This window comes from Pseudomonas sp. AE27, assembly GCF_037113495.1.
GTDB classification, from domain to species: domain Bacteria; phylum Pseudomonadota; class Gammaproteobacteria; order Pseudomonadales; family Pseudomonadaceae; genus Aquipseudomonas; species Aquipseudomonas palmensis.
In genome coordinates, this window is record NZ_CP146966.1 from 2,877,791 (window position 1) to 2,902,575 (window position 24,785).

The 24,785-nt window shown below is 66.3% G+C and carries 15 protein-coding genes; 11 read left to right on the top strand and 4 right to left on the bottom strand.

What is annotated here, in order from left to right:
* Positions 1–122: 122 nt before the first annotated feature.
* Positions 123–13,073, bottom strand: a complete 12,951-nt coding sequence (locus V9K84_RS13150) for a non-ribosomal peptide synthetase (protein ID WP_088515641.1) — start codon at positions 13,071–13,073, stop codon at positions 123–125.
* A 329-nt stretch (positions 13,074–13,402) separates the two neighbouring features.
* Between V9K84_RS13150 and V9K84_RS13155 the strand changes: the two genes are divergently transcribed.
* Positions 13,403–13,942 (top strand): RNA polymerase factor sigma-70, encoded by a 540-nt coding sequence (locus V9K84_RS13155; RefSeq protein WP_043862395.1) that lies wholly within the window; start codon positions 13,403–13,405, stop codon positions 13,940–13,942.
* A gap of 141 nt (positions 13,943–14,083) precedes the next feature.
* Here the strand turns inward: V9K84_RS13155 and V9K84_RS13160 are convergent, their stop codons facing one another.
* Both V9K84_RS13160 and V9K84_RS13165 read right to left on the bottom strand, forming a co-directional pair.
* Positions 14,084–15,097, bottom strand: coding sequence for a GNAT family N-acetyltransferase (locus V9K84_RS13160; RefSeq protein ID WP_088515640.1), 1,014 nt, complete (start codon positions 15,095–15,097; stop codon positions 14,084–14,086).
* A gap of 65 nt (positions 15,098–15,162) precedes the next feature.
* Positions 15,163–15,918, bottom strand: a complete 756-nt coding sequence (locus tag V9K84_RS13165; RefSeq protein ID WP_043862419.1) for a transporter substrate-binding domain-containing protein — start codon at positions 15,916–15,918, stop codon at positions 15,163–15,165.
* A 189-nt stretch (positions 15,919–16,107) separates the two neighbouring features.
* On the opposite strand from V9K84_RS13165, the gene V9K84_RS13170 reads away from it, so the two are divergent.
* Together V9K84_RS13170 and V9K84_RS13175 are read left to right on the top strand one after the other, a co-directional pair.
* The gene (locus V9K84_RS13170) at positions 16,108–16,659 is read left to right on the top strand and encodes an exonuclease domain-containing protein (RefSeq protein WP_043862393.1); all 552 of its coding nucleotides are present in this window, start codon (positions 16,108–16,110) and stop codon (positions 16,657–16,659) included.
* Between the two features lie 70 nt (positions 16,660–16,729).
* A complete protein-coding gene (locus V9K84_RS13175; RefSeq protein WP_088515639.1) occupies positions 16,730–17,014 on the top strand; it encodes a pyrimidine/purine nucleoside phosphorylase in 285 nt (94 codons plus the stop codon).
* A gap of 81 nt (positions 17,015–17,095) precedes the next feature.
* Here the strand turns inward: V9K84_RS13175 and V9K84_RS13180 are convergent, their stop codons facing one another.
* On the bottom strand, positions 17,096–17,785 hold the full coding sequence (locus V9K84_RS13180) for an alpha/beta family hydrolase (protein WP_043862391.1): 690 nt from the start codon (positions 17,783–17,785) through the stop codon (positions 17,096–17,098).
* Between the two features lie 49 nt (positions 17,786–17,834).
* Here V9K84_RS13180 and ccoN (V9K84_RS13185) point away from each other — a divergent pair, with 49 nt between their 5' ends.
* From ccoN (V9K84_RS13185) to ccoP (V9K84_RS13220), 8 genes are all read left to right on the top strand, one after another.
* Positions 17,835–19,259, top strand: coding sequence for a cytochrome-c oxidase, cbb3-type subunit I (ccoN, locus tag V9K84_RS13185; protein WP_043862390.1), 1,425 nt, complete (start codon positions 17,835–17,837; stop codon positions 19,257–19,259).
* A 10-nt stretch (positions 19,260–19,269) separates the two neighbouring features.
* Complete coding sequence (gene ccoO, locus V9K84_RS13190) at positions 19,270–19,878, top strand: cytochrome-c oxidase, cbb3-type subunit II (RefSeq protein WP_043862389.1); 609 nt, start codon at positions 19,270–19,272, stop codon at positions 19,876–19,878.
* A 5-nt stretch (positions 19,879–19,883) separates the two neighbouring features.
* A complete protein-coding gene (locus tag V9K84_RS13195) occupies positions 19,884–20,081 on the top strand; it encodes a CcoQ/FixQ family Cbb3-type cytochrome c oxidase assembly chaperone (RefSeq protein WP_043862388.1) in 198 nt (65 codons plus the stop codon).
* Entirely contained in the window at positions 20,078–21,013 is a 936-nt protein-coding gene (gene ccoP / locus V9K84_RS13200) for a cytochrome-c oxidase, cbb3-type subunit III (RefSeq protein WP_043862387.1), read from the top strand. The genes V9K84_RS13195 and ccoP (V9K84_RS13200) overlap by 4 nt, the downstream gene beginning before the upstream one ends.
* Before the next feature lie 489 nt (positions 21,014–21,502).
* A complete protein-coding gene (gene ccoN / locus V9K84_RS13205; RefSeq protein ID WP_043862386.1) occupies positions 21,503–22,945 on the top strand; it encodes a cytochrome-c oxidase, cbb3-type subunit I in 1,443 nt (480 codons plus the stop codon).
* Entirely contained in the window at positions 22,945–23,553 is a 609-nt protein-coding gene (gene ccoO / locus V9K84_RS13210) for a cytochrome-c oxidase, cbb3-type subunit II (RefSeq protein ID WP_043862385.1), read from the top strand. Before ccoN (V9K84_RS13205) ends, ccoO (V9K84_RS13210) begins: the two co-directional genes overlap by 1 nt.
* A gap of 5 nt (positions 23,554–23,558) precedes the next feature.
* On the top strand, positions 23,559–23,756 hold the full coding sequence (locus V9K84_RS13215) for a CcoQ/FixQ family Cbb3-type cytochrome c oxidase assembly chaperone (RefSeq protein WP_043862418.1): 198 nt from the start codon (positions 23,559–23,561) through the stop codon (positions 23,754–23,756).
* Positions 23,753–24,733, top strand: a complete 981-nt coding sequence (gene ccoP / locus V9K84_RS13220; RefSeq protein WP_043862384.1) for a cytochrome-c oxidase, cbb3-type subunit III — start codon at positions 23,753–23,755, stop codon at positions 24,731–24,733. The genes V9K84_RS13215 and ccoP (V9K84_RS13220) overlap by 4 nt, the downstream gene beginning before the upstream one ends.
* Positions 24,734–24,785 lie beyond the last annotated feature (52 nt).

Below are 24,785 nucleotides of genomic sequence, written 5' to 3' on the forward strand. Positions count from 1 at the left end.
ACAAAGCAGGGAAAAAGCGCATCGATACCGACCGTGTGCAGATGAACAGCAGCGCGCCAGCCCGAAGGCTGGCGCGCATGAGCGAAGCATGGATGCTAAACCAAAATGCCCCGCTCGGCTGCCTACAACGCCTCCAGCGAAGCCATCAGGTCACTCAGCCGGTCGACCTTGTCGTCGCTCAGCACCGTGGCCTCGAGGCCCTCCACATAGATCGCCAGTTCCTCCACGCTGCTGCATTCGAACATGGCCCGCAGCGGCACGTTCAGTTGCAGCACCTTCTGCACCCGCGAAGCAATCTGGGTGGCCAGCAGCGAATGCCCGCCCAACTCGAAGAAGTTGTCGCGCACCCCCACCCGCTCGACCTTGAGCACATCGGCCCAGATGTCAGCCAGTTGCTGCTCCAGTTCACTGCGCGGCGCCAGGTAGGCCTGGCTGTGCTGCTGGCCGAACTCGATGGCCGGCAGCGCCTTGCGGTCGAGCTTGCCGTTGGCGTTGCGCGGCAACTCGGCCAGCCACGCCCAGTGCAGCGGCACCATGTACTCCGGCAGTTCGGCGCGCAGGCGCTGGCGAACCTGTTCCAGCAATGGCGCCGTGTCGGCACGGCTGTCGGCCGCCACCAGGTAGCCGACCAGGTGCTTGCCGTTGGCACCCTCCTGCACGCCCACCGCCGCGTCACGCACCTGGACCTGTTCATGCAGGCGTGCCTCGATTTCGCCCAGTTCGATGCGGTAGCCGCGAATCTTCACCTGGTGATCGATGCGCCCCACGTACTCCAGCACCCCGTCGGCACGCCGGCGTGCCAGGTCGCCGGTGCGGTACAGACGCTCGCCCGGGGCGCCGAACGGGTGCGGGATGAACGCCTGGGCCGTGCGCAGCGGATCGCCCACGTAGCCGCGCCCTACCCCGGTGCCGGCCACGCACAGCTCGCCCACCGCGCCCAGCGGCACCAGCTCGTGATCTTCACCGAACAGGTACAGGCGGTTGTTGTCGGTCGGCGTGCCGATCGGCAGGTAGCTGCCCTGGGTGGAGGCCGCATCGACGCGGAAGAACGCCACGTCATCGGAGCACTCGGCCGGGCCGTAGGCATTCACCAGGCCGACCTGCGGGTAGCGCTCCAGCCACTGCCAGGCCAGCTCCGGCGGCATCGCCTCGCCGGTGGGCAGCATCCAGCGCAGGCCGCTCAGGTGCTGGCGCTCGTTGGCCAGCATGCCCTGGATCAGCGACGGCACGCTTTCGAGCACCGTGATGCCGGCGGCCTGCACATGCTCCAGCAGCCCTTGCGGATCGTGCGCGATGGCATTGGGCACGATCGCCACCTGCGCGCCGAACAGCGGCGCGGCAAGGAACTGCCACACCGAGATATCGAAGCTCTGCGAGGCGGTCTGCGCGATCACGTCCGCTTCGCCCAGTTGCAGGTACGGCACCTTGCTCAGCTGGTTGTTGAGCATGCCGCGCTGCTCGACCATCACGCCCTTGGGCAGGCCGGTGGAGCCGGAGGTGTAGATCACGTAGGCGAGGTTGTCCGGCGCGCTGTAGATGCCCGGGTTGGCTTCGCTGCCGTCGCCGGCCTGAATGTCCTCCCACACCAGCAGGCGCGGCCGCCCGGCACACCCCAGTTCGTCGAGCAGGGCCTGTGCCTGGGCCAGGCAGGCCCGGGTGCAGACGATCACCGGGGTGCAACTGAGCTCGACGATGCGTTGCAGACGCGCGCCGGGCAGTCCCGGGTCCAGCGGCAGGTAGCCGGCGCCGGCCTTGAAGCTGCCGACGATCATGCCCAGCAGCGCCAGCCCGCGCTCGGCCAGCAGTGCCACCGGCTGGTCGACCTGCACCCCGGCCGCCACCAGGGCATGCCCGAGGCGGTTGGCCTGGCAGTTCAGCTCGGCGTAGCTGCAGTGCTGTTCGAGGCAGCGTGCGACCACCCGATCGGGATGCGCCGCCACCCTCGCCTCGAACAACGCCGCGTAGCTCTGCTGCAGCGGATAGGCATGCTCGCTGCGGTTGCAGTCCTGCAGCAGGAAGCGCTGTTCCTGCTCGCCCAGCATTGCCAGCTGCGCCACATCGCCGTGCAAGCCCTCCATCAGCGCCAGCAGCAGGCGCTTGAATTCGCCCAGCAGGCGTTCGACGGTGGCGCGGTCGAAGTAGCGCTGGTCGAACGACAGGTGCAGGCCCAGGTCGTCGCCGGGGTAGCACACCGCCGTGAGCGGGAAGTTGGTGTGGGTGCGGCCCGAGTCGGAGGTTGCATTCAGGCTCTGGGCGCGGTCCAGCACCGCCACTTCGACCGGGGCGTTCTCGAACACGAACAGGCTGTCGAACAGCGGCTGGCCCTTGGGCAGTTCGCTGCATTCCTGGATGTTGACCAGCGGCAGGTACTCGTACTCGCGCACCTCCATGTTGCGTTCCAGCAGGCCCTGCAGCCACTGGCGCACCGAACACCGCTGGCCGGGGGCCGGCAGGGTGACACGCAGTGCGATGCTGTTGATGAACAGGCCCACGGTATGCTGCATCTGCGGCAGGCTGACCGGGCGCCCGGCCACGGTCACGCCGAACACCACGTCACGCTCGCCGCCGAAGCGGCTGAGCACCAGCGCCCAGGCCGCCTGGGCGAAGGTGTTGACGGTCAGCTGATGGGCCTGGGCCAGCTCGCGCAGGCGTACCCCGTCCTCCACCGCCAGGCGCGTGTAGCAGTCGCCCACCTGCATGCCGCCGTGATCGCCCGCGTGCTCGCGCAGCAGCGGGCGGTCGCTTGGAAGGTAGGTGGTGCGCTCGAAGCCCTGCAGGTTCTGCCGCCACCACTGGCGCGCCTCGTCCAGGCTCTGGTGCTGCAGCCAGCCGATGTAGTCGCGGTAGCGCGGCGGCGTCGCCAGCTGCGCCTCACGGCCCTCGCCCAGGGCCAGGTAGAGCTCGAAGAAGTCGTTCATCAGCAGCGAGCGGCACCAGGCATCGATGAGGATGTGGTGGTTGCTCATCATGAACCAGTACTGCGCCTGGCCCACGCGGATCAGGCGCAGGTGGAACGGCGCCTGCTGCAACAGCTCGAAACCGGCCTCGCGCTCCTGCTTGTGCAGGGCCTGCAGGCGTGCTTCGTGATCGGCCTGCGGGTCGGCGCTCCAGTCCTGATAGTCGATGGGCGTGGTGCCGGGCTTGTGGATGATCTGCAGCATGCCTTCGCCGGCATTCCAGCAGAACGAGGCGCGCAGGGCTTCGTGCCGCGCCACCACCGCCTGCCAGGCCTGGGCGAAGCGCTGCGGGTCGATCTCGCTGTTGATGCGGTAGCGGTCCTGCATGTAGTAGATGCCGGTGCCCGGTTCGAGCAGGGTGTGCAGCAGCATGCCCTCCTGCATCGGGGTCAGCGGGTACACGTCCTCGATCTGCGCGGCGGGCACCGGCAGGCTGTCGATCTGTGCCTGGGTCAGGCGCGCCAGCGGGAAGTCCGACGGCGTGAAGCTGCCGTTGGCGTCATCCAGGCAATGGACGATCAGGCTCGCCAGCTCGCCGAGGTAGGCGCGGGCCAGCTCTTCGATGGTCTGGGTGTCGAAGCGCTCGCGGCTGAAGGTCCAGCGCAGCTGCAACTGGCCGCCGTACACCTGGCCGTCGACGCTCAGCCAGTTGGGCAGCGGTGCGTCGAGGTCGTGGGCCAGGCCCGCGGGTTCGTCCACCGGCTGATACAGCGCCGCACTGCCGAACTGCTGGTCGAACTGGCCCAGGTAGTTGAAGGTGATGCGCGCCTGGGGCAGCGCGGCCATGGCTTCGCGGGTGGCGTCATCGGCCAGGTAGCGCAGTACCCCATACCCCAGGCCCTTGTGCGGCACGCTGCGCAGTTGCTCCTTGATCGCCTTGATCGAGGCCGCCTGCCCGGCGGCCTCCTCGATGTTCAGCGGGCTCAGGCGCAGCGGGTAGGCGCTGGTGAACCAGCCGACGCTGCGGCTCAGGTCGATCTCGTCGAACAGGGTCTCGCGGCCATGCCCTTCGAGCTGCACCAGCACCGAGGTATCGCCGCTCCAGCGGCACAGCACCCGGGCCAGCGCGGTCAGCAACAGGTCGTTGACCTGGGTGCGGTAGGCCGCGGGGGCCTGCTGCAGCAACTGGCGCGTCTGCCCCTGGCTCAGTTGCACGCTGACGGTGTGCGCCTGGCGGTGCAGATTGGCACCCTGGGGGTGGTCGCACGGCAGCTCGCGGGTGGCGGCACTGAGCTGCGCCTGCCACCAGTGCTGCTCGTCACGCAGCGAGTCGCTGCCGGCATAGGTGGCCAGGCGTGCGGCCCAGTGGCTCATCGCGCTGGTCTTGGCTGCCAGCGGCTGGCCACGGTACAGCGCCTGCAGGTCTTCGAGCAGCACGCGCCACGACACGCCATCCACCACCAGGTGATGGATCGCCAGCAGCAGGCGCTGGGCGCCCTGCCCGTCCTCCACCAGCAGCGCACGCAGCAGCGGGCCGTCGGCGAGGTCGAGGCTGCGCTGCACATCGCTGTACAGGGCCTGGCAATCCTGCAGATCGGCCACCGAAGCCTGCCACAGCAGTGCGCGCGTATCGGCCGGGGCGTAGCTGGCGCGGCCCTCGCAAAAGCGCAGGCGCAGTGCATCGTGATGCGCCACCAGCGCCTGCAGGGCCTGTTCCAGCGCGGCGCCGGCCAGGCGTTCTGCAGGCGCAAGCAGCACGGCCTGGTTCCAGTGCTGCGGTTGCACCACGTCGCTGTCGAAGAACCAGTGCTGGATCGGCGTGAGCGCTGCGGCGCCGCTGAGCGGGCCCTGTTCGATCAACGTGGCCTGGCTGCGGCTGACCACCGTGGCCAGGGTCTGCACGGTCTGCTGCTGGAACAGGTCGCGGGCGCTGAAGTGCAGGCCCAGCTGGCGGGCGCGGCTGACCACCTGGATCGACAGGATCGAGTCGCCGCCCAGTTCGAAGAAGTTGTCCTGCAGGCCCACGCGCTCGACGTTGAGCACATCGCGCCAGATCGCGGCCAGTTGCTGCTCCACCTCGCTGCGTGGCGCCTCGTAGTGCTCGCGGCCCTGCTCCCTGTCCGGCAGCGGCAACGCGTGACGGTCGAGCTTGCCGTTGCCGGTCAGCGGCATCTGATCCAGCAGCACCAGGTGGGCGGGCACCATGTAGTCGGGCAGGTTCACCCGCAGTTGTGCCTTGAGGCTGTCGCGCAGCGCCGCCTGCTGTTCGGCGCCGGCCTGTGCCTGCTCGCACACCAGGTAGGCAGCCAGTTGCTTGCCGCCGGGCATGTCCAGCGCCAGCACCACGGCCTCGCGCACGTCGGCATGTTCCAGCAGGCGGCTTTCGATTTCACCCAGCTCGATACGGAAGCCGCGGATCTTCACCTGATGGTCGATACGCCCCATGTACTCCAGCAGCCCGTCGGCGCGCTGGCGCACCAGGTCGCCGGTGCGGTACAGGCGCCCGCCCCGCTGGCTGAACGGGTCGGCGACGAAGCGTTCGGCGCTCAGCCCAGGTCGATCATGGTAGCCCTGGGCCAGGCCTACGCCACCGATGTACAGCTCGCCAATGGCGCCCTGCGGCAGCAGCGCCAGGTCGGCATCGAGGATGTACGCCACGCGGGCGCCGATCACCCGGCCGATCGGCACACTGCCGGCGCCCGCTTCAAGGGCCGGTGGTGCCAGGCAGGCCAGCGGCATCACCACGGTTTCGGTGGGGCCGTAGGCATTGAAGAACTGCGCCGGCTTGAACGCCTCGCGAATGCGTTGCAGGTGCTCGCCGGTCAGGGCTTCGCCGCCGGTGATGCACAGACGCACCGGCAGCTGTTCGTCGCGGCTGGCCAGCCATTGCGCCAGCTGGCTGCCGTAGCTCGGCGTGAAGCCCAGCACGCTGACCTGCTGCTGGCGGATCAGCGTGCAGATTTCCTCGGCGCCCCACTGCCCCTGGGCGCGCAGCACCACCCGTGCGCCGCTGAGCAATGGCACCAGCAGGCGCTCGGTGGCCGCGTCGAAGTTGATCGAATAGAAGTGCAGCTCGCAGTCGTCGCTGCGCATGCCGAACGCCTCGATCACCGCCAGGCAGTGCATGGCGATCTCGCCATGGCTGACCACCACGCCCTTGGGCTTGCCGGTGGAGCCGGAGGTGTAGATCAGGTAGGCCTGGTGACCCGGCAGGCTGAGTGACGGCAAGGCCTCGGCGCTGTAGCCGTGCAGCGCCGCCGCGTCGTCGTCCAGGCACCAGCGGGCCACGCCGGGCGGCAGCTCGCCCAGCCTGTCGAACAGCGCGCGCTGGCCCAGCAGCAGGCCGATGCCGCTGTCCTGGATCATGTACTGCAGGCGTTCGAGGGGGTATTCCGGGTCCAGCGGCACGTAGGCGCCGCCGGCCTTGAGGATCGCCAGCAGGCCGATCACCAGCTGCGCCGAACGCTCCAGCGCCAGGCCCACCCGCACCTGCGGGCCCACGCCACGTTCGCGCAGCACCCGCGCCAGGCGGTTGGCCCGGGCATCGAGCTGGGCGTAGCTCAGGTGTTCGCCGGCAAAGGTCAGTGCCAGTGCATCCGGGGTGCGCTGGGCCTGTGCACTGAACAGGTCATGCACGGTGCGGTTCAGGCCCGGCGCTGCGGGGTCGCCGGCCAGGTTGTCGAACAGGGCCTGGCGCTCGCCCTGGCCCAGCAGCGGCAGTTCGCACAGGCGTTGCTGCGGGTCGGCCAGCAAGGCGTCGAGCAACCGCTGCCAGTGCGCCGCCATGCGCGCGATGCGCGGCGCGTCGAACAGGTCGCAACTGTAGGTCAGGCAGCAGCCCAGGCGACGGTCGAGGTCGGTGACTTCCAGGTTGAGGTCGAACTTGGTCGCCCGGGCGTCGTTGACCAGGTACTCCACCTGCATGCCGGCCAGTTGGCGGCTCTGCTGGAATTCCCAGCGCTGCACGTTGCACATCACCTGGAACAGCGGGTTGTAGGCGGCGCTGCGCGGTGGCTGCAAGGCTTCGACCAGGTGGTCGAACGGCAGGTCCTGGTGCGACTGGCCGTCGATCACGGTCTGGCGCACCTGCTCGATCAGGTCGGCCACGCGCATCTGCCCGTCCAGCTGGCAACGCAGCACCTGGGTGTTGAGGAAGGCGCCGATCAGCCCCTCGCTTTCCGGGCGGATGCGGTTGGCCACCGGTGCGCCGATGCGCAGGTCGGTCTGCCCGCTGTAGCGGTACAGCAGCAGCGCCAGGGTGGCGGTCATGGTCATGAACAGGGTCAGGCCATGCTCGGCATTGAAGGCGCGCACCCTGGCGGCCAGCTCATCGCTCAGGTCGAAGCGGTACAGCTCGCCGCGGTGGCTCTGCACCGCCGGGCGCGGACGATCGGCGGGCAATTCCAGCACCGGGTGTTCATCGCCCAGCTGTGCGCGCCAGTAGTCCAGCTGGCGCTGGCGCTCGCCGGCCTCCAGCCACTGGCGCTGCCACACGCTGTAGTCCAGGTACTGCACCGGCAGCGGTTCGAGCGGCGAATCGCGGTCGTCGAGAAACGCTTCGTACAGCTCGCCCAGCTCGCGGGCAAAGATGTCCATGGCCCAGCCTTCGGTGACGATGTGGTGCAGGGTGAGCACGAAGTAGTGCTCCTGCTCGCCGGCCTTGACCAGGCAGGCACGCAGCAGCGGCCCGGTCTCCAGGTCGAACGGCTGGTGCGCCTGCTCGTCGGCCAGAGCCTGCAGGCGCTGCTGGCGCTGCACCTGGTCGTGGGCCGAAAAATCCAGCCAGTTCATCACCAGCCCGGTGTCGGGCGAAACGGCCTGGTACGGTACGCCATCGATGCTCGGGAAGGTGGTGCGCAAGGTCTCGTGGCGCACGATCAGCGCCTGCAGGGCCTGTTCGAAGCGGCTGACGTCCAGCACCCCGCGCAGGCGTGCCATGCCGCCGACGTTGTAGGCCGGGCTGTCCGGCTCCATCTGCCAGAGGAACCACATGCGCTGCTGCGAGTACGACAGCGGCACCGGCTGGCTGCGGTCGATGCGCGTTATTTCGCCTTGCAGGTTGTGCTGCCCGGCCAGTTGCAGGGCCTCGATGCGCGCGGCGAAGGCGCCCAGCGCGCTGGCTTCGAACAGGGTGCGCAGCGGCAGTTCGACGTCGCAGGCCTGGCGCGTGCGGGCGATGATCTGGGTGGCCAGCAGCGAGTGCCCGCCGAGGGCGAAGAAGTCATCATCCAGGCCGACCCGCGCCAGGCCCAGCACATCGCACCAGATGGCGGCGATCTGCTGTTGCAGCGGCGTGACCGGGGCAACATGCACGCGCTGCTGCCAACTCGGCTCGGGCAGCGCCTTGCGGTCGAGCTTGCCGCTGGGGCCCAGCGGCATCTGCGCCAGGTGCACCAGTTGCGCGGGCACCATGTAGGGCGGCAATTGCGCCGCCAGTGCGCTCAGCAATGCTTCGCCGCAGTCGTGCGCGTGGGTGTAGTAGCCGACCAGTTGCGGGCCGGCCGCCGTGTCGCGTACCAGCACCACGGCCTGCTCCACGCCCGGCTGGGCCAGCAGGCAGGCCTGCACCTCTTCGGGCTCTACACGAAAACCGCGCAGTTTGACCTGCTGGTCGATGCGGCCCAGGTATTCCAGTGCCCCCAGGTCGGCCAGCCAGCGCGCACGGTCGCCGCTGCGGTACAGGCGCTGGCCGTCGGCGCCGGGCACGAAGCGTTCGGCGGTGAGGCCCGGCCGGCCCAGGTAGCCACGGGCCAGGCCCGCACCGCCCAGGCACAGCTCACCGGGCACCCCCACAGGCGAAAGCGCCAGCTCCTCATCGAGCACCTGGCACTGCACGTTGGCCAGGGGCCGGCCGATGGGCGAGCGCAGGCCGTCTTCACGGCGGCAGTGCCAGTGGGTGACGTTGATCGCGGTTTCGGTAGGCCCATAGCGGTTGTGCAGTGCCACGTGCGGCAGTACCTGCAGCACACGGTCGCGCAGCGCCGCCGGCAACGCCTCGCCGCCGGAGAACACCCGGCGCAGGCTGATACAGGCGGCCGCCAGGGGCTCCTGCACGAACACCTGCAACAGCGGCGGCACGAAGTGCAGCGTGGTCACGCCATGCTGCTGCACCAGTTCGGCGATGCGCTGCGGGTCACGGTGCTCGCCGGGGCCGGCCAGCACCAGCGTGCAGCCCTGGGCCAGCGGCCAGAAGCATTCCCACACCGACACGTCGAAGCTGATCGGGGCTTTTTGCAGCAGCACGTCGTGGTCGTCCAGCGCATAGGTGGCCTGCATCCAGTGCAGGCGCTCGGCCAGGGCCGCATGGGTGTTGCCCACGCCCTTGGGCTGGCCGGTGGAGCCGGAGGTGTAGATCACGTAGGCCAGGTTGTCACCGTGCAGGTGCAGGCCCGGCGCCTGGCTGGGCCAGTTGTCCAGGTGCAGGGTGTCCATGGCGATGGTACTCACGCCCTCGACCTGGGGCAGGCGTTCGAGCACCTCGCTGTGGCTGAGCAGCAGGCTTGCGCCGCAGTCGGCGAGCATGTAGGCCAGGCGCTCGGCCGGGTAGTCGACGTCCAGCGGCACGTAGGCACCACCGGCCTTGAGAATCGCCAGCAGGCCCACCAGCAGCTGCGGCGAACGCTCGGCGGCAATCGCCACGCACACGTCCGGGCCCACGCCCTTGTCGCGCAGGTAATGGGCCAGGCGGTTGGCCTGGGTGTGCAGGCTCGCGTAGTCCAGGCTGCCGCCGGCCCATACCAGCGCGGTGCGCTGCGGGGTGCTGCGCGCCTGTTCGTTGAGTTGCTCCACCAGCCACTGGCCGGGGGCCGCTGCCGGGGCCTGGCCCCAGTCGAGCAGTTGGGCGCGGCCCGGGGCGTCGAGCAGGTTCAGCTCGGCCAGCGGCAGCTGCGGCGCGCTGCTCACCTGCTGCAGCAGGCTGACCAGTTGCGCGGCCAGGCGCTCGATGCTGGCAGCGTCGAACAGCTCGTCGGCATAGTCGAAGGAAAGGCTGATGCGGCCCTGGTGGTCTTCTTCGCTGTGCAGTTGCAGGTCGAACTTGGCCTCGCGGCTGTGCCACGCCAGTTCGTCGGCCAACAGCCCCGGCAGGCGGCGCAAGGCGCCTAGGTCGCGCTGCTGGTGGTTGAACATGACCTGGAACAGGCCCTGCTCGCGGGCCTCGGGGAAGGCTTCGACCAACTGCTCGAACGGCAGGTCCTGGTTGGCCTGGGCTTCAAGGGTGCGCTGGCGCACCTGGGCCAGCAAGGCACTGAAGGGCTGGCGCGGGTCAAGCTCGGCACGCAGCACCTGGGGGTTGATGAAGAAGCCGACCAGGCCCTGGGTTTCCAGGCGCGGGCGGTTGGCATTGGGCACGCCGACACGGATGTCGCGCTGGCCGCTGTAGCGGTGCAGAAGGGTTTGCCAGGCCGCCAGCAACAGCATGAACAGGCTGGCATCGTGGGCCTGGGCCACCTGGCGCAGCGCAGTGCCCAGCGCCGGCTCAAGACGCAGGCTCAGGCGCGTGGCGCTGTTGCGCTGCTGCACCGAGCGCGGGTGATCGGTGGGCAGGTCGAGCACCGGCTGCGCATCGCCGAGCAAGGCCTTCCAGTAGGCGAGCTGGCGGGTACTTTCCCCCTGGGCCAGCCACTGGCGCTGCCAGCTGGCATAGTCGGCGTAATGCACCGGCAATGCATTCAGTCGCGCCTGCTGGCCCTGGCAGGCGGCGGCATACAGGCGCGCGAATTCGTCCAGCAGAATGTTCATCGACCAGCCGTCGGCGATGATGTGGTGCAGGGTCACCCACAGCTGATGGGTTTCGTTGTCCTGGCGTACCAGGGTGACCCGCAGCAGCGGCCCGCGCTCCAGGTCGAAGGGTTGGCGCGCCTCGTCTTCGCGCAACTGCTGAACGCGGGCCGGGGTTTCGTGCCCCAGGTCCAGGCTGTGCACCTGCAACGCCAGGTTCGCCAGCACGCGCTGCACCGGTTGGCCGTGGTGGTCGGCAAACACCGTGCGCAGCGCTTCATGGCGGGCCACCAGCGCCTGGAAGCTGCTGCGCAGCGCGGCCTCGTCCAGTTCGCCGCGCAGGCGCAGGCCACCCGGGATGTTGTAGGCCGCACTGCCAGGCTCCAGTTGCCACAGCAGCCACAGCCGGGCCTGGGCCAGCGATTGCGGCAGCGCCTGTTCCCGGGGCAATTGCGCGATGGCGCCCTGGGCCACCCCGCCGTCGATGTGCAGGCGGGCCACCTGGGCAGTGAAGCCTGCCAGGGTCGGCGCTTCGAACAGCAGGCTCAGGCTCAGTTCCAGCCCCAGTTCGTCACGCAGGCGCGCCGTGAGCTGGGTGGCGGCGATGGAGTTGCCGCCGAGCAGGAAGAAGTGATCGTCTTCGCCCACCTCGGCCACGTTCAGTTGCTCGCACCACAGCCGCGCGATCAGCGCCTGCAACCCGTCGCCGATCGGCGCCGCGTGGCGTGCGGCAGGCGCCTGGGCCTCCGGGAAGCGGGCGTAGCAGTCCAGGCTGCCATCGTGCAGGCGCAGGCGGCAGGCCGAACGCTGCAACTTGCCGCTGGAGGTCTTGGGCAACGCACCGGGGTTGAGCAGCAGCACCACCGCCGGTGCCTGCTGGCAGGCATCGGCGATGACCTGGCGCAGGGTGCGGATCAGGTTCGCCGGCTCGATGACCTTCTGCACGTTGCGGCTGATCTCCACCGCGATGCCGATACCCTCCTCGCCCTGGTCGTCGACGGCGAACACCGCCACGCGGCCCTTGCGCAGCACGTCGACCTCGCGCTCCAGGGTCTTTTCCAGGTCCTGCGGGTAGAGGTTGTGCCCGCGCACGATGAGCATGTCCTTCAGGCGCCCGGTGACGAACAGTTCGCCGTCACGCATGAAGCCCAGGTCGCCGGTGCGCAGCCAGGTGCGCCCGCCGTGCTCGACGAAGGTCTTTGCGCTGGCCTCGGGGTTGCGCCAGTAACCGTGGGCGATGCTCGGGCCGGCGGCCCAGATCTCGCCCACCTGGTTGTCGCCCAGCACAGCCAGGGTGTGCGGTTCGACGACCTGCACCGCGTGCAGCGGCTGGCTGAAGCCGCAGCTCATCTGCACGCTGCCCTCGCCTGCTTCGGCGCGGTTGTGCGCCAGTGCCGCGCTGTCCAGCGCCAGCGCGGGGATACCGCCGCCGCGCACGCTGCCACTGACGAACAGGGTGGCTTCGGCCAGGCCGTAGCTGGCGAAGAAACTCGAGGGCACGAAACCGCACGCGGCGAATTTGTCGGCAAAGCTGTCGAGGCTGTCCTGGCGGATCGGCTCGGAGCCCGAATAGGCCACGCGCCAGCAGCTAAGGTCGAGGCTGGCCAGCGCCGCACTGCTGACGCGCTCGTTGCACAGGCGGTAGGCGAAGTCCGGCCCGCCGCTGATGGTGCCGCGGTAATCGCTGATCGCCTGCAGCCAGCGCTGCGGCCGCGCCAGGAAGTAGGCCGGGGCCATCAGCACGCAGGGCACGCCACTGAAGATCGGTTGCAGCAGGCCGCCGATCAGGCCCATGTCGTGGTACAGCGGCAGCCAGCTGACGATCACGTCGTCGGGGTTCACGTCGATGCCGAAGCCGTGGCGGATCAGCACTTCGTTGGCCACCAGGTTGCCGTGGCTGACCTGCACGCCCTTGGGCAGCGCGGTGGAGCCGGAGGTGTACTGCAGAAAGGCGATGTCGTCCGGCTTGAGCGACGGGGCCTGCCACTGCTCGCCCAGGCCGGCGTCAAGGTGATCGACGCTGAGCAGCTGCGGCGCATCCTCGCCCTTGAGTGCATCCAGGGCCAGCAGGCTGTTGTGCAGGTTGTCGACGGTCAGCAGCAGGCGCGGCTGGGCGTCCTCGATGATCGACAGCAGGCGGGCCTGGTGGTGGGTGCGCGAGGATTCCGGCGGATAGGCCGGCACGGCGATAACCCCGGCATACAGGCAGCCGAAGAACGCGGCGACGTAGTCCGGGCCACTGGGGAACAGCAGGATCGCGCGGTCGCCCGGCACCGCACGCGCCTGCAATGCGGCGGCGATGCTGCATGCACGCAGGTGCAGGTCACGGTAGCTGAGCACGGCCTGGTCGCGGGCGTCTTCGGCGAGAAAGCGCAAGGCCACCCGCTCAGGGGTCAGCGCAGCACGCTGGGTGAGGGCCTGGACCAGCGTAACCGGGAGTTCGAAGGCGTCCGTCATGGAAAGTTCCTGCCAGTGTCTGTACGTGAAAATCGGCATCGCGGGGCGCAGGGAGCCGGGTGTTCGGGCACCGGCACACGCCCTTCAGGGGCCGAGGATGTACACAGGGGAACGGATGAACGGGTGAAATAATTAGGCGCCACTGTGGCGCGGCGACAGGTGATTTTCGAAGCGGATCACGGGGTGGTGCTTAGAACCAAAAAACAGTTTGAAGTATTACTTTTCGCATTTGACAATAATTATCATTAAGAATAGCTTGTCGCACGTCGTAGGAAGCATCTCCTCGCGGAGTGCTTCGCTTCCCTCTTCGAGAACAAGGTGAAATTTCCATGGCGGAACAACTGTCCACAAGTAAGTGCGATTCACCGTTACTCCAAGCGTTCGTCGACAATCGCAGCATTCTGGTGAAAATTGCCGCCCGGATCACCGGGTGTCGCTCACGCGCCGAGGATGTCGTGCAGGACGCTTTCTTCCGGCTCAGTGCAGCCCCGCAGATCACCTCGTCGTTCAAGGCGCAGTTGAGCTACCTGTTCCAGATCGTGCGCAACCTGGCCATCGACCATTACCGCAAGCAGGCGATGGAGCTGAAGTATTCCGGCAGCGAAGAGGAAGGTCTGAATGTGGTCATCCATGGTGCCTCGCCCGAAGCCACGCACATCAATTTCGCGACGCTTGAGCACATTGCCGATGCGCTGAGCGAGCTGCCGCAGCGCACCCGCTATGCGTTCGAGATGTACCGCCTGCATGGCGTGCCGCAGAAGGACATCGCCAAGGAGCTGGGCGTGTCGCCGACCCTGGTGAACTTCATGATTCGCGATGCGCTGGTGCATTGCCGCAAGGTGTCGCTGGCGCGGGGTGAGGTGGCCTGAAGGGGCCACCCTGCGCCGCTGCTGCCCTGTAGGAGCCGGCGTTGCCGGCGACCCTCCAGGCCAGATGCCGGGTGTCCGGCAGCACGAGCGCCTTGTGCTGGTTCGCCGGCAACGCCGGCGCCTACAGGATCGGGTGCCGGCCTATACCAGCCTGCAGCGCTCGAAGAAGCGCTCGCGCCCCAGGATCATCAGCGCCGCACGCTTGTGCGGGAAGTCGAATTCCTTCTCGCAGTGAAAGCACTGGTCATGCATGTAGCCGATCATCTTGGCATTGTCGGCCCGAGGCTCGGCCACCACGCGCTGGGTACGCGGGTCGTCCAGGAACAGGTAGTGCACCAGCGCCGACAGCCAGCTGGCCACCTTGTGCGGCCCGCGGTGCGTCTGCTCCCCTACCAGCATGTGAATGCCACGGTCGTAGTCGTCGGCCGCATAGAACGGTGCAATCCGGTCCTCCTTGGCCCAGTAGGCTTCGAAGTAGGCAAACGGCTGGTCGTCGAAGCAGCCGATCAGGGTCAGTGTGTGCGGGTCGGCCTCAAGCTTGCTCAGGTAGTCGCGGTGCTGTTCGAGGCTGCCGCCCTCCTGCCAGAAGCTCAGCACCCGCGGGTTGTTCTGCCAACGGTTGAAGCGCTCCAGGTCGTGGTCGATTTCCAGGGTCCGCAACGAGATCCAGGCCCCCAGCCGCGCATCGAAGCGCCGATACACTTCCCCCCGCGGCTTGGGCGCACGGCGCGGATGACGCTTGCCGGCACTGATCTGCATCTGCTGCGGGTACACGCCCGACAGCGATTCGCCCAACCACGGTTGCGGCAACTGCCAGAACAGCGTGCGTTCGCAGCGGTAGCGCCCCGCCTGTTCGTCGGCCACCAGCAGGCCGCTGGCCAGTGCCGCCTCGGGCACCTGCGCCAGATGCCAGCACAGGCGCTGACACCCCGGATCGCGGGAAAACAGCCAGTAGCACGCGGCCCACAACGCCTGCTGTGGGCGCTCGGGGCAGGTGTATTGCAGGTGCACGTCAAGGTCGGCACCGCGCTCCAGACGCAGGCGCACCAATGGCGTGTCTTCGAGCACCAGGCTCAGGTGGCAGTCGGTTTCATCGGCGCTGAGGCTGCGCCAGCGCGGCAGGGACAACGCGCAGGTTGCGGTATCGGAAGGCATGGTCTTGGGCTCACGAAGTGGAAGAGACAATCTCACTGCTGTTGACGTGAAAACCGTAGGCGAATTTAGGGCGAATGGGCCGCGCTGACACCGATCTGGTAAGGCCCGAAGATGTCCTGCAACTGACCGTTCTCGTGCAGTTGCTGCAACAGACGGGCAAAGGCCTCGCCACTGATCGGTGCCTGGGGACGCAGCAGTGCGTAATGGTGATAGGTCTGGTCGGTACGCTCGGAGGCCAGGAACTGGCCTCGGTAATCCTCGTGGCGCGCCAGAAAGTCGTACAGGTACGAACGGGTCACCAAGGCCACGTCGGCGCGGTCGCGCTGCACCATCATCAGATTGCTGTCGTGGGAATAGGTCAGGGTGGCGCCGAATGTTTGCTGCAGGTACCTGGCGTCGGCATTGAAACCGGCGAAGGCGTAGTGATAGCCGCTGTACAACGCCAGGCGCTTGCCCTGCAGGCTGTCGAAGTAGCCCTGGCCGCGGCCTTCGATATTGTGCGTGACGAAGACTTCGGCATCTTCGAGGCCGAGATCGACCTTGACGAAGTCGATGCCTTTCCAGCCCCAGTCAGGGTTTTCGAAGATCGCCATGTCGATGCGACCCTCGTTGAAGTCGCGAAAGCGTCGCGGTATGGAGGTGGGCACCAGCGTGAAATGGTAGGTGTCCTGAAGCGCGTTCAAGGCCTGGATCAACTGCGCCAGCAGGCCGCTGCCGGTATCGCGTTCGGGATTGACGGTGTACGGCGGAAAGTGCGCTGCGCCGATCCTGATCTGCTCCTGGGCACACGCCGGTGTGGTCAGCCACGCCACCGCGAGCATCGACAGGGAGAGCACGACCTGTGGCAGTGACGCTGAACTCAAGGCAACACACTCTTTACGGGTTCGCGCCTAAACTAGGCGTTTTCCTACGCTTGCACAACTGGCAGAACCATCAGGCAAATGGCCACGGGATACCGCACAGGCCACAGATTGGCTACGCTCAGGCGAGTATCTGTCAAGGAGCCTGCCATGGGCCACTGGTTGGTGATCGACCTGGAAGCTACCACCGACGAGGGTGGCTGGCCGATCGAAGACATGGAAATCATCGAGATCGGCGCCAGCCTGGTCAACCGCGAAGGCCGCGAGGTGGACCACTTCCAGCGCTTCGTCAAACCCCGGCGGCGCCCGCTGCTGACGCCCTTTTGCCGTGAGCTGACGCATATCGCCCAGGCGGACATCGACGCCGCCGCCTCCTTTGCCAAGGTGTGGGACGGGTTCGAGCACTGGCTGCAGCATCAGCAGGCGCACCTGCAGGGCTGGGTCAGCTGGGGCGACTACGATCGCCGCCAGCTGCTGCAGGAATGGCAGGTGCACCAGGTGCACAGCCTGCTGGCCGACACCTGCCACCTCAACCTCAAGCAGCGCTTCGCCAAGGCCCGCCACCTGAAACGCCCGCCCGGGCTCAAGGGCGCGCTGGCCCTGGCCGGGCTGCAGTTTGTCGGGCAGCAGCACCGCGCCCTGGAAGATGCGCGCAATACCGCACGCCTGCTGCCGCTGAGCCTGCCGGCCCAGGGCGCCTGAAAGCGGATGACGCCACCGGGAGGCTTGGGCATACTGGCCAGCCCTTTTTTGCCCCTTTCAGGAGTCGCCCATGTTTAAGGTCAACGAGTACTTTGATGGCACGGTCAAGTCGATCGCCTTCACCGGCGCCGAAGGCCCGGCCACTGTCGGCGTGATGGCCCCGGGCGAGTACGAGTTCGGTACGGCCAAGCGCGAGATCATGCACGTGGTGTCCGGCGCCCTGATCGTCAAGCTGCCGGGCAGCGACAACTGGGAAACCTTTACCGCCGGCAGCCAGTTCAATGTGCCGGCCGACAGCAAGTTCCAGCTGCAGGTGAAGGTCGATACCGCCTACCTGTGCGAATACCGCGACTGATTCAAAGGCTTCGCCGACAAGGCCGGCTCCTGCAGGGGACTGCGGTCGTTGCAGGAGCCGGCCTTGCCGGCGAAGCGGCCATCAGCGTAAAAACGCCACGATGCTGTCCGCCGCCGCCCCCAGGTGGTGCGCATGGCTGAACCCCGAGGCCTTCAGCGGCTTCAAGTCATGATCCCCTGCCACCAGCCAGCACAGCTCGATGGCTGACGACAGTGCATACCCCTCCACCGTCTCGCGATTGCCCAGCGCATCACGCTCGCCCTGCACGATCAGGGTTGGCGTCTTCAGTTCGGCCAGGTGCGCCACCCGCGGCTTCTCGGGCTTGCCTGCGGCATAGAACGGATACCCCAGGCACACCAGCGCATCCACCCCCAGTTCGTCCGCCACCAGGCTGGCCATGCGCCCGCCCATGGACTTGCCGCCGATCACCAGTGGCCCAGCGACCAATGGTCGCACCTGGGCCACCACTTCGCGCCAGCAGTCGAGCAGGCGGGCCTGGGGGTTTGGCGGCCTTCTGCCACCATCGAGCCGGCGCTGGGCCATGTAGGGAAACTCGAAGCGCAGTACCGCCAGCCCTTGCGCGGCAAGCCTCTGCGCCATGTCGGTCATGAACGCGCTGTCCATGGGTGCGCCCGCGCCGTGGGCCAGGATCAGGCACCCCAGGGGCGACGCATCTGCCTGATTTTGCGGGGCATCGTACAACCAGCCGCGTTGTTCGACCCACTGCGCCCATTGATCCCCGTCAATACCGGCCACTTGCCCATTACTCATGCTTGCCTCGCTGTTTAGCCTGCCTATAACCGTGGATGGGAACCCATACATGAACACAACCAGCAGTACCGCCTACAACTACCAGGTGGTCCGCCAATTCGCCATTATGACGGTGGTGTGGGGAATCGTCGGGATGGGGCTCGGCGTTTTTCTCGCCGCGCAGCTCGTCTGGCCTTCACTCAACTTCGACCTCCCGTGGACCAGCTTCGGGCGCCTGCGCCCCTTGCACACCAACGCGGTGATCTTCGCCTTCGGGGGCTGTGCACTGTTCGCCGCCTCCTACTACTCGGTACAGCGTACCTGCCAGACCGTGCTGTTCTCGCCACGCCTTGCCGCCTTTACCTTCTGGGGCTGGCAACTGGTGATCGTGCTCGCGGCCGTCAGCCTGCCGCTGGGTTATACCAGCTCCAAGGAATACGCCGAACTGGAATGGCCGATCGACATCCTGATCACCATCGTCTGGGTGGCCTACGCCGTGGTGTTCTTCGGCACCCTGATGAAGCGCACCACCAAGCACATCTACGTGGGCAACTGGTTCTTCGGTGCGTTCATCATCACCGTGGCGATCCTGCATATCGTCAACAACCTGGAAATCCCGGTCAGCCTGACCAAGTCGTACTCGCTGTACGGCGGCGCCACCGACGCGATGGTGCAATGGTGGTACGGCCACAACGCCGTGGGCTTCTTCCTGACCGCAGGCTTCCTGGGCATGATGTACTACTTCGTGCCCAAGCAGGCCGAGCGCCCGGTGTACTCGTATCGCCTGTCGATCGTGCACTTCTGGGCCCTGATCACCCTGTACATCTGGGCCGGCCCGCACCACCTGCACTACACCGCCCTGCCCGACTGGGCGCAGTCGCTGGGCATGGTGATGTCGCTGATCCTGCTGGCGCCCAGCTGGGGCGGCATGATCAACGGCATGATGACCCTCTCGGGCGCCTGGCATAAGCTGCGCAGCGACCCGATCCTGCGCTTTCTGGTGGTGTCGCTGGCGTTCTACGGCATGTCGACCTTCGAAGGCCCGATGATGGCGATCAAGACCGTCAACGCCCTGTCGCACTACACCGACTGGACCATCGGCCACGTACACGCCGGCGCCCTTGGCTGGGTAGCCATGATCTCGATCGGCGCGCTGTACCACATGATCCCGAAAGTGTTCGGCCGCGAGCAGATGTACAGCCTGGGCCTGATCAACGCGCACTTCTGGCTGGCGACCATCGGCACCGTGCTGTACATCGCCTCGATGTGGGTCAACGGCATCGCCCAGGGCCTGATGTGGCGGGCAGTCAACGCCGACGGCACCCTGACCTACTCCTTCGTCGAAACCCTGGTGGCCAGCCACCCTGGCTTCATCGTGCGGTTCGTGGGCGGTGCGATCTTCCTCACCGGCATGTTCCTGATGGCCTGGAACACCTGGCGCACCGTGCGTGCCCCAGCGGGCGAGACCGCCAACGCCACTGCGCAGCTGGCCTGAGGAGAACCTGATGAAACACGAAGTAATCGAGAAGAACGTCTTCCTGCTGGTGCTGTTGATGGTGTTTGCCGTCAGCATCGGCGGCCTGACCCAGATCGTCCCGCTGTTCTTCCAGGACGTCACCAACAAGCCGGTCGAAGGCATGAAGCCCTACACCGCGCTGCAGCTGGAAGGCCGCGACATCTACATCCGTGAAGGCTGCGTACAGTGCCACTCGCAGATGATCCGTCCGTTCCGCGCCGAAACCGAACGCTACGGCCACTACTCGGTAGCCGGTGAAAGCGTGTGGGACCACCCGTTCCTGTGGGGCTCCAAGCGTACCGGCCCTGACCTGGCCCGCGTCGGCGGCCGCTACTCCGACGACTGGCACCGCGCGCACCTGTACAACCCGCGCAACGTGGTGCCGGAGTCGAAGATGCCGGCCTACCCGTGGCTGGTGGCCAACCCGGTCGACAGCAGCCATACCGAGACCAAGCTGCGCGTGATGCGCACCCTGGGCGTGCCCTACAGCGACGACGATATCACCGGCGCCGTGGCCTCGCTCAAGGGCAAGTCCGAGATGGACGCGCTGGTCGCCTACCTGCAGGTGCTCGGCACCGCGATCAAGAACAAGAGGTAAGCGCCATGGACTTCACACTGGATATCGGCCAGTTGCGCGGCCTGGGCACCCTGCTGGTAGCCATCGCCTTCATCGGCCTGGCGCTGTGGGTGTTCAGCGGCCGGCGTGACCGCGAGTTCGCCGAAGCGAGCCTGCTGCCGTTCGCCGACGATCGCCTTGTACCTGCCGCCAAAGAATCCGAATCGAGGAGTAACGGGCAATGACCACCTTCTGGAGTACGTACATCTGCGTACTGACCATCGGTAGCCTGATCGGCCTGACCTGGCTGCTGCTCAGCACCCGCAAGGGCCAGAGCAAGGGCACCACCGACCAGACCATGGGCCACAGCTTCGACGGCATCGAGGAGTACGACAACCCGCTGCCCAAGTGGTGGTTCTGGCTGTTCGTCGGCACCCTGGTGTTCTCGGTGGGCTACCTGATCCTGTACCCGGGCCTGGGCAACTGGAAAGGAATCCTGCCCGGCTACGAGAACGGCTGGACCGGCGCCAACGAGTGGCAAAAGGAAATGGACCGCGCCGACGCCAAGTTCGGGCCGATCTTCGCCAAGTTCGCCGCCATGCCGGTGGAAGAAGTGGCCAAGGACCCGCAGGCGCTGAAAATGGGCGGTCGCCTGTTCGCCTCCAACTGCTCGGTGTGCCACGGCTCGGACGCCAAGGGTGCCTACGGCTTCCCCAACCTCACCGACAATGACTGGCGCTGGGGCGGTGACCCGGAAACCATCAAGGCTTCGATCATGGGCGGTCGTCACGGCGTGATGCCGGCCTGGGCCGAAGTGATCGGCGAGCAGGGCGTGGCCGATGTGGCCGGGTTCGTGCTGACCAACCTCGATGGCCGCAGCCTGCCCAAGGACGCCAAGGCCGACGTGGAAAACGGCAAGCAGCTGTTCGCCACCAACTGCGTGGCCTGCCACGGACCGGAAGGCAAAGGCACCCCGGCGATGGGCGCACCTGACCTGACCCACCCGCAGGCATTCATCTACGGTTCGAGCTATGCCCAGCTGCAGCAGACCATCCGTTACGGCCGTCAGGGCCAGATGCCGGCGCAGCAGGACATTCAGGGCAACGACAAGGTCCACCTGCTGGCGGCCTATGTCTACAGCCTGTCGCAACCGGCAGAGAACGTAACTGCCAAGTGAAACGATGATGTAACTGAGCCTTGACTCAAACCGCCGCATCGACAACGGTGCGGCGGTTCCCACCGCCCCTTGCGACCAAGTGTCGCACCCCGCCGCACACCCGCCTTGCACCCCCCCTGATCGAGACTAAGCTTGTTGCCACAGTGGCTTGAAGCCTTGCACCTGAATGCACCTTTTTGGCGCACTTTCTGTTCGCGAGCCACCACCAAAGGCTGATGGATCCCGGCCCAAGTGCGAATTGCCTGCCCTGACCACGCAGGACGATAGTGCCAAGGCAGCTTAATGCGTGCACAACGAAAGCGGAATAATGGTGCACATTATCGCCTTGCGATTGTGTACACTTCCCACCGCCAATCGGCTGGAAACGCCGTAAAATCGGCCTTCGCAAGGTGCGGCGCGATTTCCATCGCGTTGCAATAACCACACGGTTTATACATACTTGCGCCGATTTTTTAACCAACAAAAACACCCAAACCGTGGAACCTTAGAATGAGCACAGCAATCAGTCCGACTGCTTATAACTATAAGGTCGTCCGCCAGTTCGCCATCATGACGGTGGTCTGGGGGATCCTTGGCATGGGCCTCGGTGTCTTCATCGCCTCGCAACTGGTCTGGCCTCAGCTGAACCTGGACCTGCCGTGGACGAGCTTTGGACGCCTGCGCCCCCTGCACACCAACCTGGTGATCTTCGCCTTCGGTGGGTGCGCACTGTTTGCCACTTCCTACTATGTCGTGCAGCGAACCTGCCAGACGCGACTGATTTCCGACAGCCTCGCGGCCTTCACCTTCTGGGGCTGGCAAGCGGTGATCGTCGGCGCGCTGGTCACCCTGCCGCTGGGCTACACCACGACCAAGGAATACGCAGAACTGGAATGGCCTATCGCCATTTTGCTGGCCATCGTGTGGGTTACCTACGGTGCGGTGTTCTTCGGCACCATCGTCAAGCGCAAGACCAAGCACATCTATGTGGGCAACTGGTTCTACGGTGCCTTCATCGTGGTGACCGCGATGCTGCACATCGTCAACCACGCCTCGCTGCCGGTCAGCCTGTTCAAGTCGTACTCGGCCTACTCGGGCGCGACCGACGCGATGATCCAGTGGTGGTACGGCCACAACGCCGTGGGCTTCTTCCTGACCACCGGCTTCCTGGGCATGATGTACTACTTCGTACCCAAGCAGGCCGAACGCCCGATCTACTCGTATCGCCTGTCGATCGTGCACTTCTGGGCGCTGATCACCCTGTACATCTGGGCAGGCCCCCACCACCTGCACTACACCGCGCTGCCCGACTGGGCGCAGTCGCTGGGCATGGCGATGTCGATCATCCTGCTGGCCCCGAGCTGGGGCGGCATGATCAACGGCATGATGACCCTGTCGGGCGCCTGGCATAAGCTGCGCACCGACCCGATCCTGCGTTTTCTGGTGGTATCGCTGGCGTTCTACGGCATGTCGACCTTCGAAGGCCCGATGATGGCGATCAAGACCGTCAACTCGCTGTCGCACTACACCGACTGGACCATCGGCCACGTACACGCCGGCGCTCTGGGCTGGGTAGCGATGATCTCGATCGGCGCGCTGTACCACATGATTCCGAAAATCTATGGCCGCGTGCAGATGCACAGCGTGGGCCTGATCAACGCGCACTTCTGGCTGGCGACCATCGGCACCGTGCTGTACATCGCCTCGATGTGGGTCAACGGCATCACCCAGGGCCTGATGTGGCGCGCCATCAACGACGACGGCACCCTCACCTACTCCTTCGTCGAAGCGCTGCAGGCCAGCCACCCGGGCTTTATCGTGCGTGCACTGGGCGGTGCGTTCTTCGCCTCCGGCATGCTGCTGATGGCCTACAACGTTTGGCGTACCGTCCGCGCCTCGCAGCCGGCCGAAGCTGAAGCCGCCGCTCAGATCGCTGTCGTTGGAGCTCACTGATGAAGCACGAAGTAGTCGAGAAGAATATCGGCCTGCTGGCCTTCTTCATGGTCATCGCCGTGAGCATCGGCGGCCTGACCCAGATCGTCCCGCTGTTCTTCCAGGACGTCACCAACAAGCCGGTCGAGGGCATGAAGCCCCGCGTCGCGCTGGAGCTGGAAGGCCGCGACATCTACATCCGTGAAGGCTGCGTACAGTGCCACTCGCAGATGATCCGTCCGTTCCGCGCCGAAACCGAGCGCTACGGCCACTACTCGGTAGCCGGTGAAAGCGTGTGGGACCACCCATTCCTGTGGGGCTCCAAGCGTACCGGGCCTGACCTGGCCCGCGTCGGCGGCCGCTACTCCGACGACTGGCACCGCGCGCACCTGTACAACCCGCGCAACGTGGTGCCGGAGTCGAAGATGCCGGCCTACCCGTGGCTGGTGGAGAACACCCTCGACGGCAAGCTGACCGCCAGGAAAATGGAAGTGTTGCGTACCCTCGGCACGCCCTACACCGACGAGGACATCGCCGGTGCCCGCGACGCGGTCAAGGGCAAGACTGAAATGGACGCTCTGGTTGCCTACCTGCAAGGGCTGGGCACCATCATCAAAAGCAAACGGTGACCTTGATGGATATCGGGATGATTCGTGGCCTGGGCACCGTCGTGGTGATGGTGGCCTTCATCGGCCTGGCGTTGTGGGTATTCAGTTCTCGGCGCAAGTCCGAGTTCGACGAAGCGACCATGCTGCCCTTCGCGGATGATCCCGAAGCCAGCAAGCACGTCGAGCAAGCGCAAGCGAGCGCTTCTAGGAGTAACAAAGAATGACTACCTTCTGGAGTCTGTACGTCACCGTTCTGAGTCTGGGTACCATCTTTGCCCTGACCTGGCTGCTGCTGTCCACCCGCAAGGGCCAGCGCAGCGAAACCACCGAAGAAACCGTGGGCCACGCCTACGACGGCATCGAGGAATACGACAACCCGCTGCCCAAGTGGTGGTTCATGCTGTTCGTGGGCACCATCGTGTTCGCCCTGGGCTACCTGGTGCTGTACCCGGGCCTGGGCAACTGGAAAGGCCTGCTGCCGGGCTACCAGTACCTGGACAACGAAAACAAGGTGGCCTTTGCCAACGGCGAGTCGGGCTGGACCGGCGTGCACGAGTGGGAAAAGGAAATGGCGCGTTCGGATGCCAAGTTCGGGCCGATCTTCGCCAAATTTGCAGCGATGCCAATTGAAGAAGTGGCCAAGGATCCGCAAGCCCTGAAGATGGGTGGCCGCCTGTTCGCCTCCAACTGCTCGGTATGCCACGGCTCCGACGCCAAGGGCTCCTACGGCTTCCCCAACCTGACCGACGACGACTGGCGCTGGGGCGGCGAGCCCGAGACCATCAAGGCCACCATCATGGGCGGTCGTCACGGCGTGATGCCGGCCTGGGCCGAAGTGATCGGCGAGCAGGGCGTGGCCGATGTGGCCGGGTTCGTGCTGACCAACCTCGATGGCCGCACCCTGCCCAAGGACGCCAAGGCCGACGTGGAAAACGGCAAGAAGCTGTTCGCCGCCAACTGCGTGGCCTGCCACGGGCCGGAAGGCAAAGGCACCCCGGCGATGGGCGCGCCCAACCTGACCCATCCGCAGGCGTTCATCTACGGCTCGAGCTACGCCCAGCTGCAGCAGACCATCCGTTACGGCCGCCAGGGCCAGATGCCGGCGCAGCAGGACATTCAGGGCAACGACAAGGTCCACCTGCTGGCGGCCTATGTCTACAGCCTGTCGCACCAGCCAGAGAAAACCGCCGAAGCGCAGTGAACATGCCCCGGCTGTGAAAAGGCCCCGCCAGTGTTGCTGGCGGGGCCTTTTT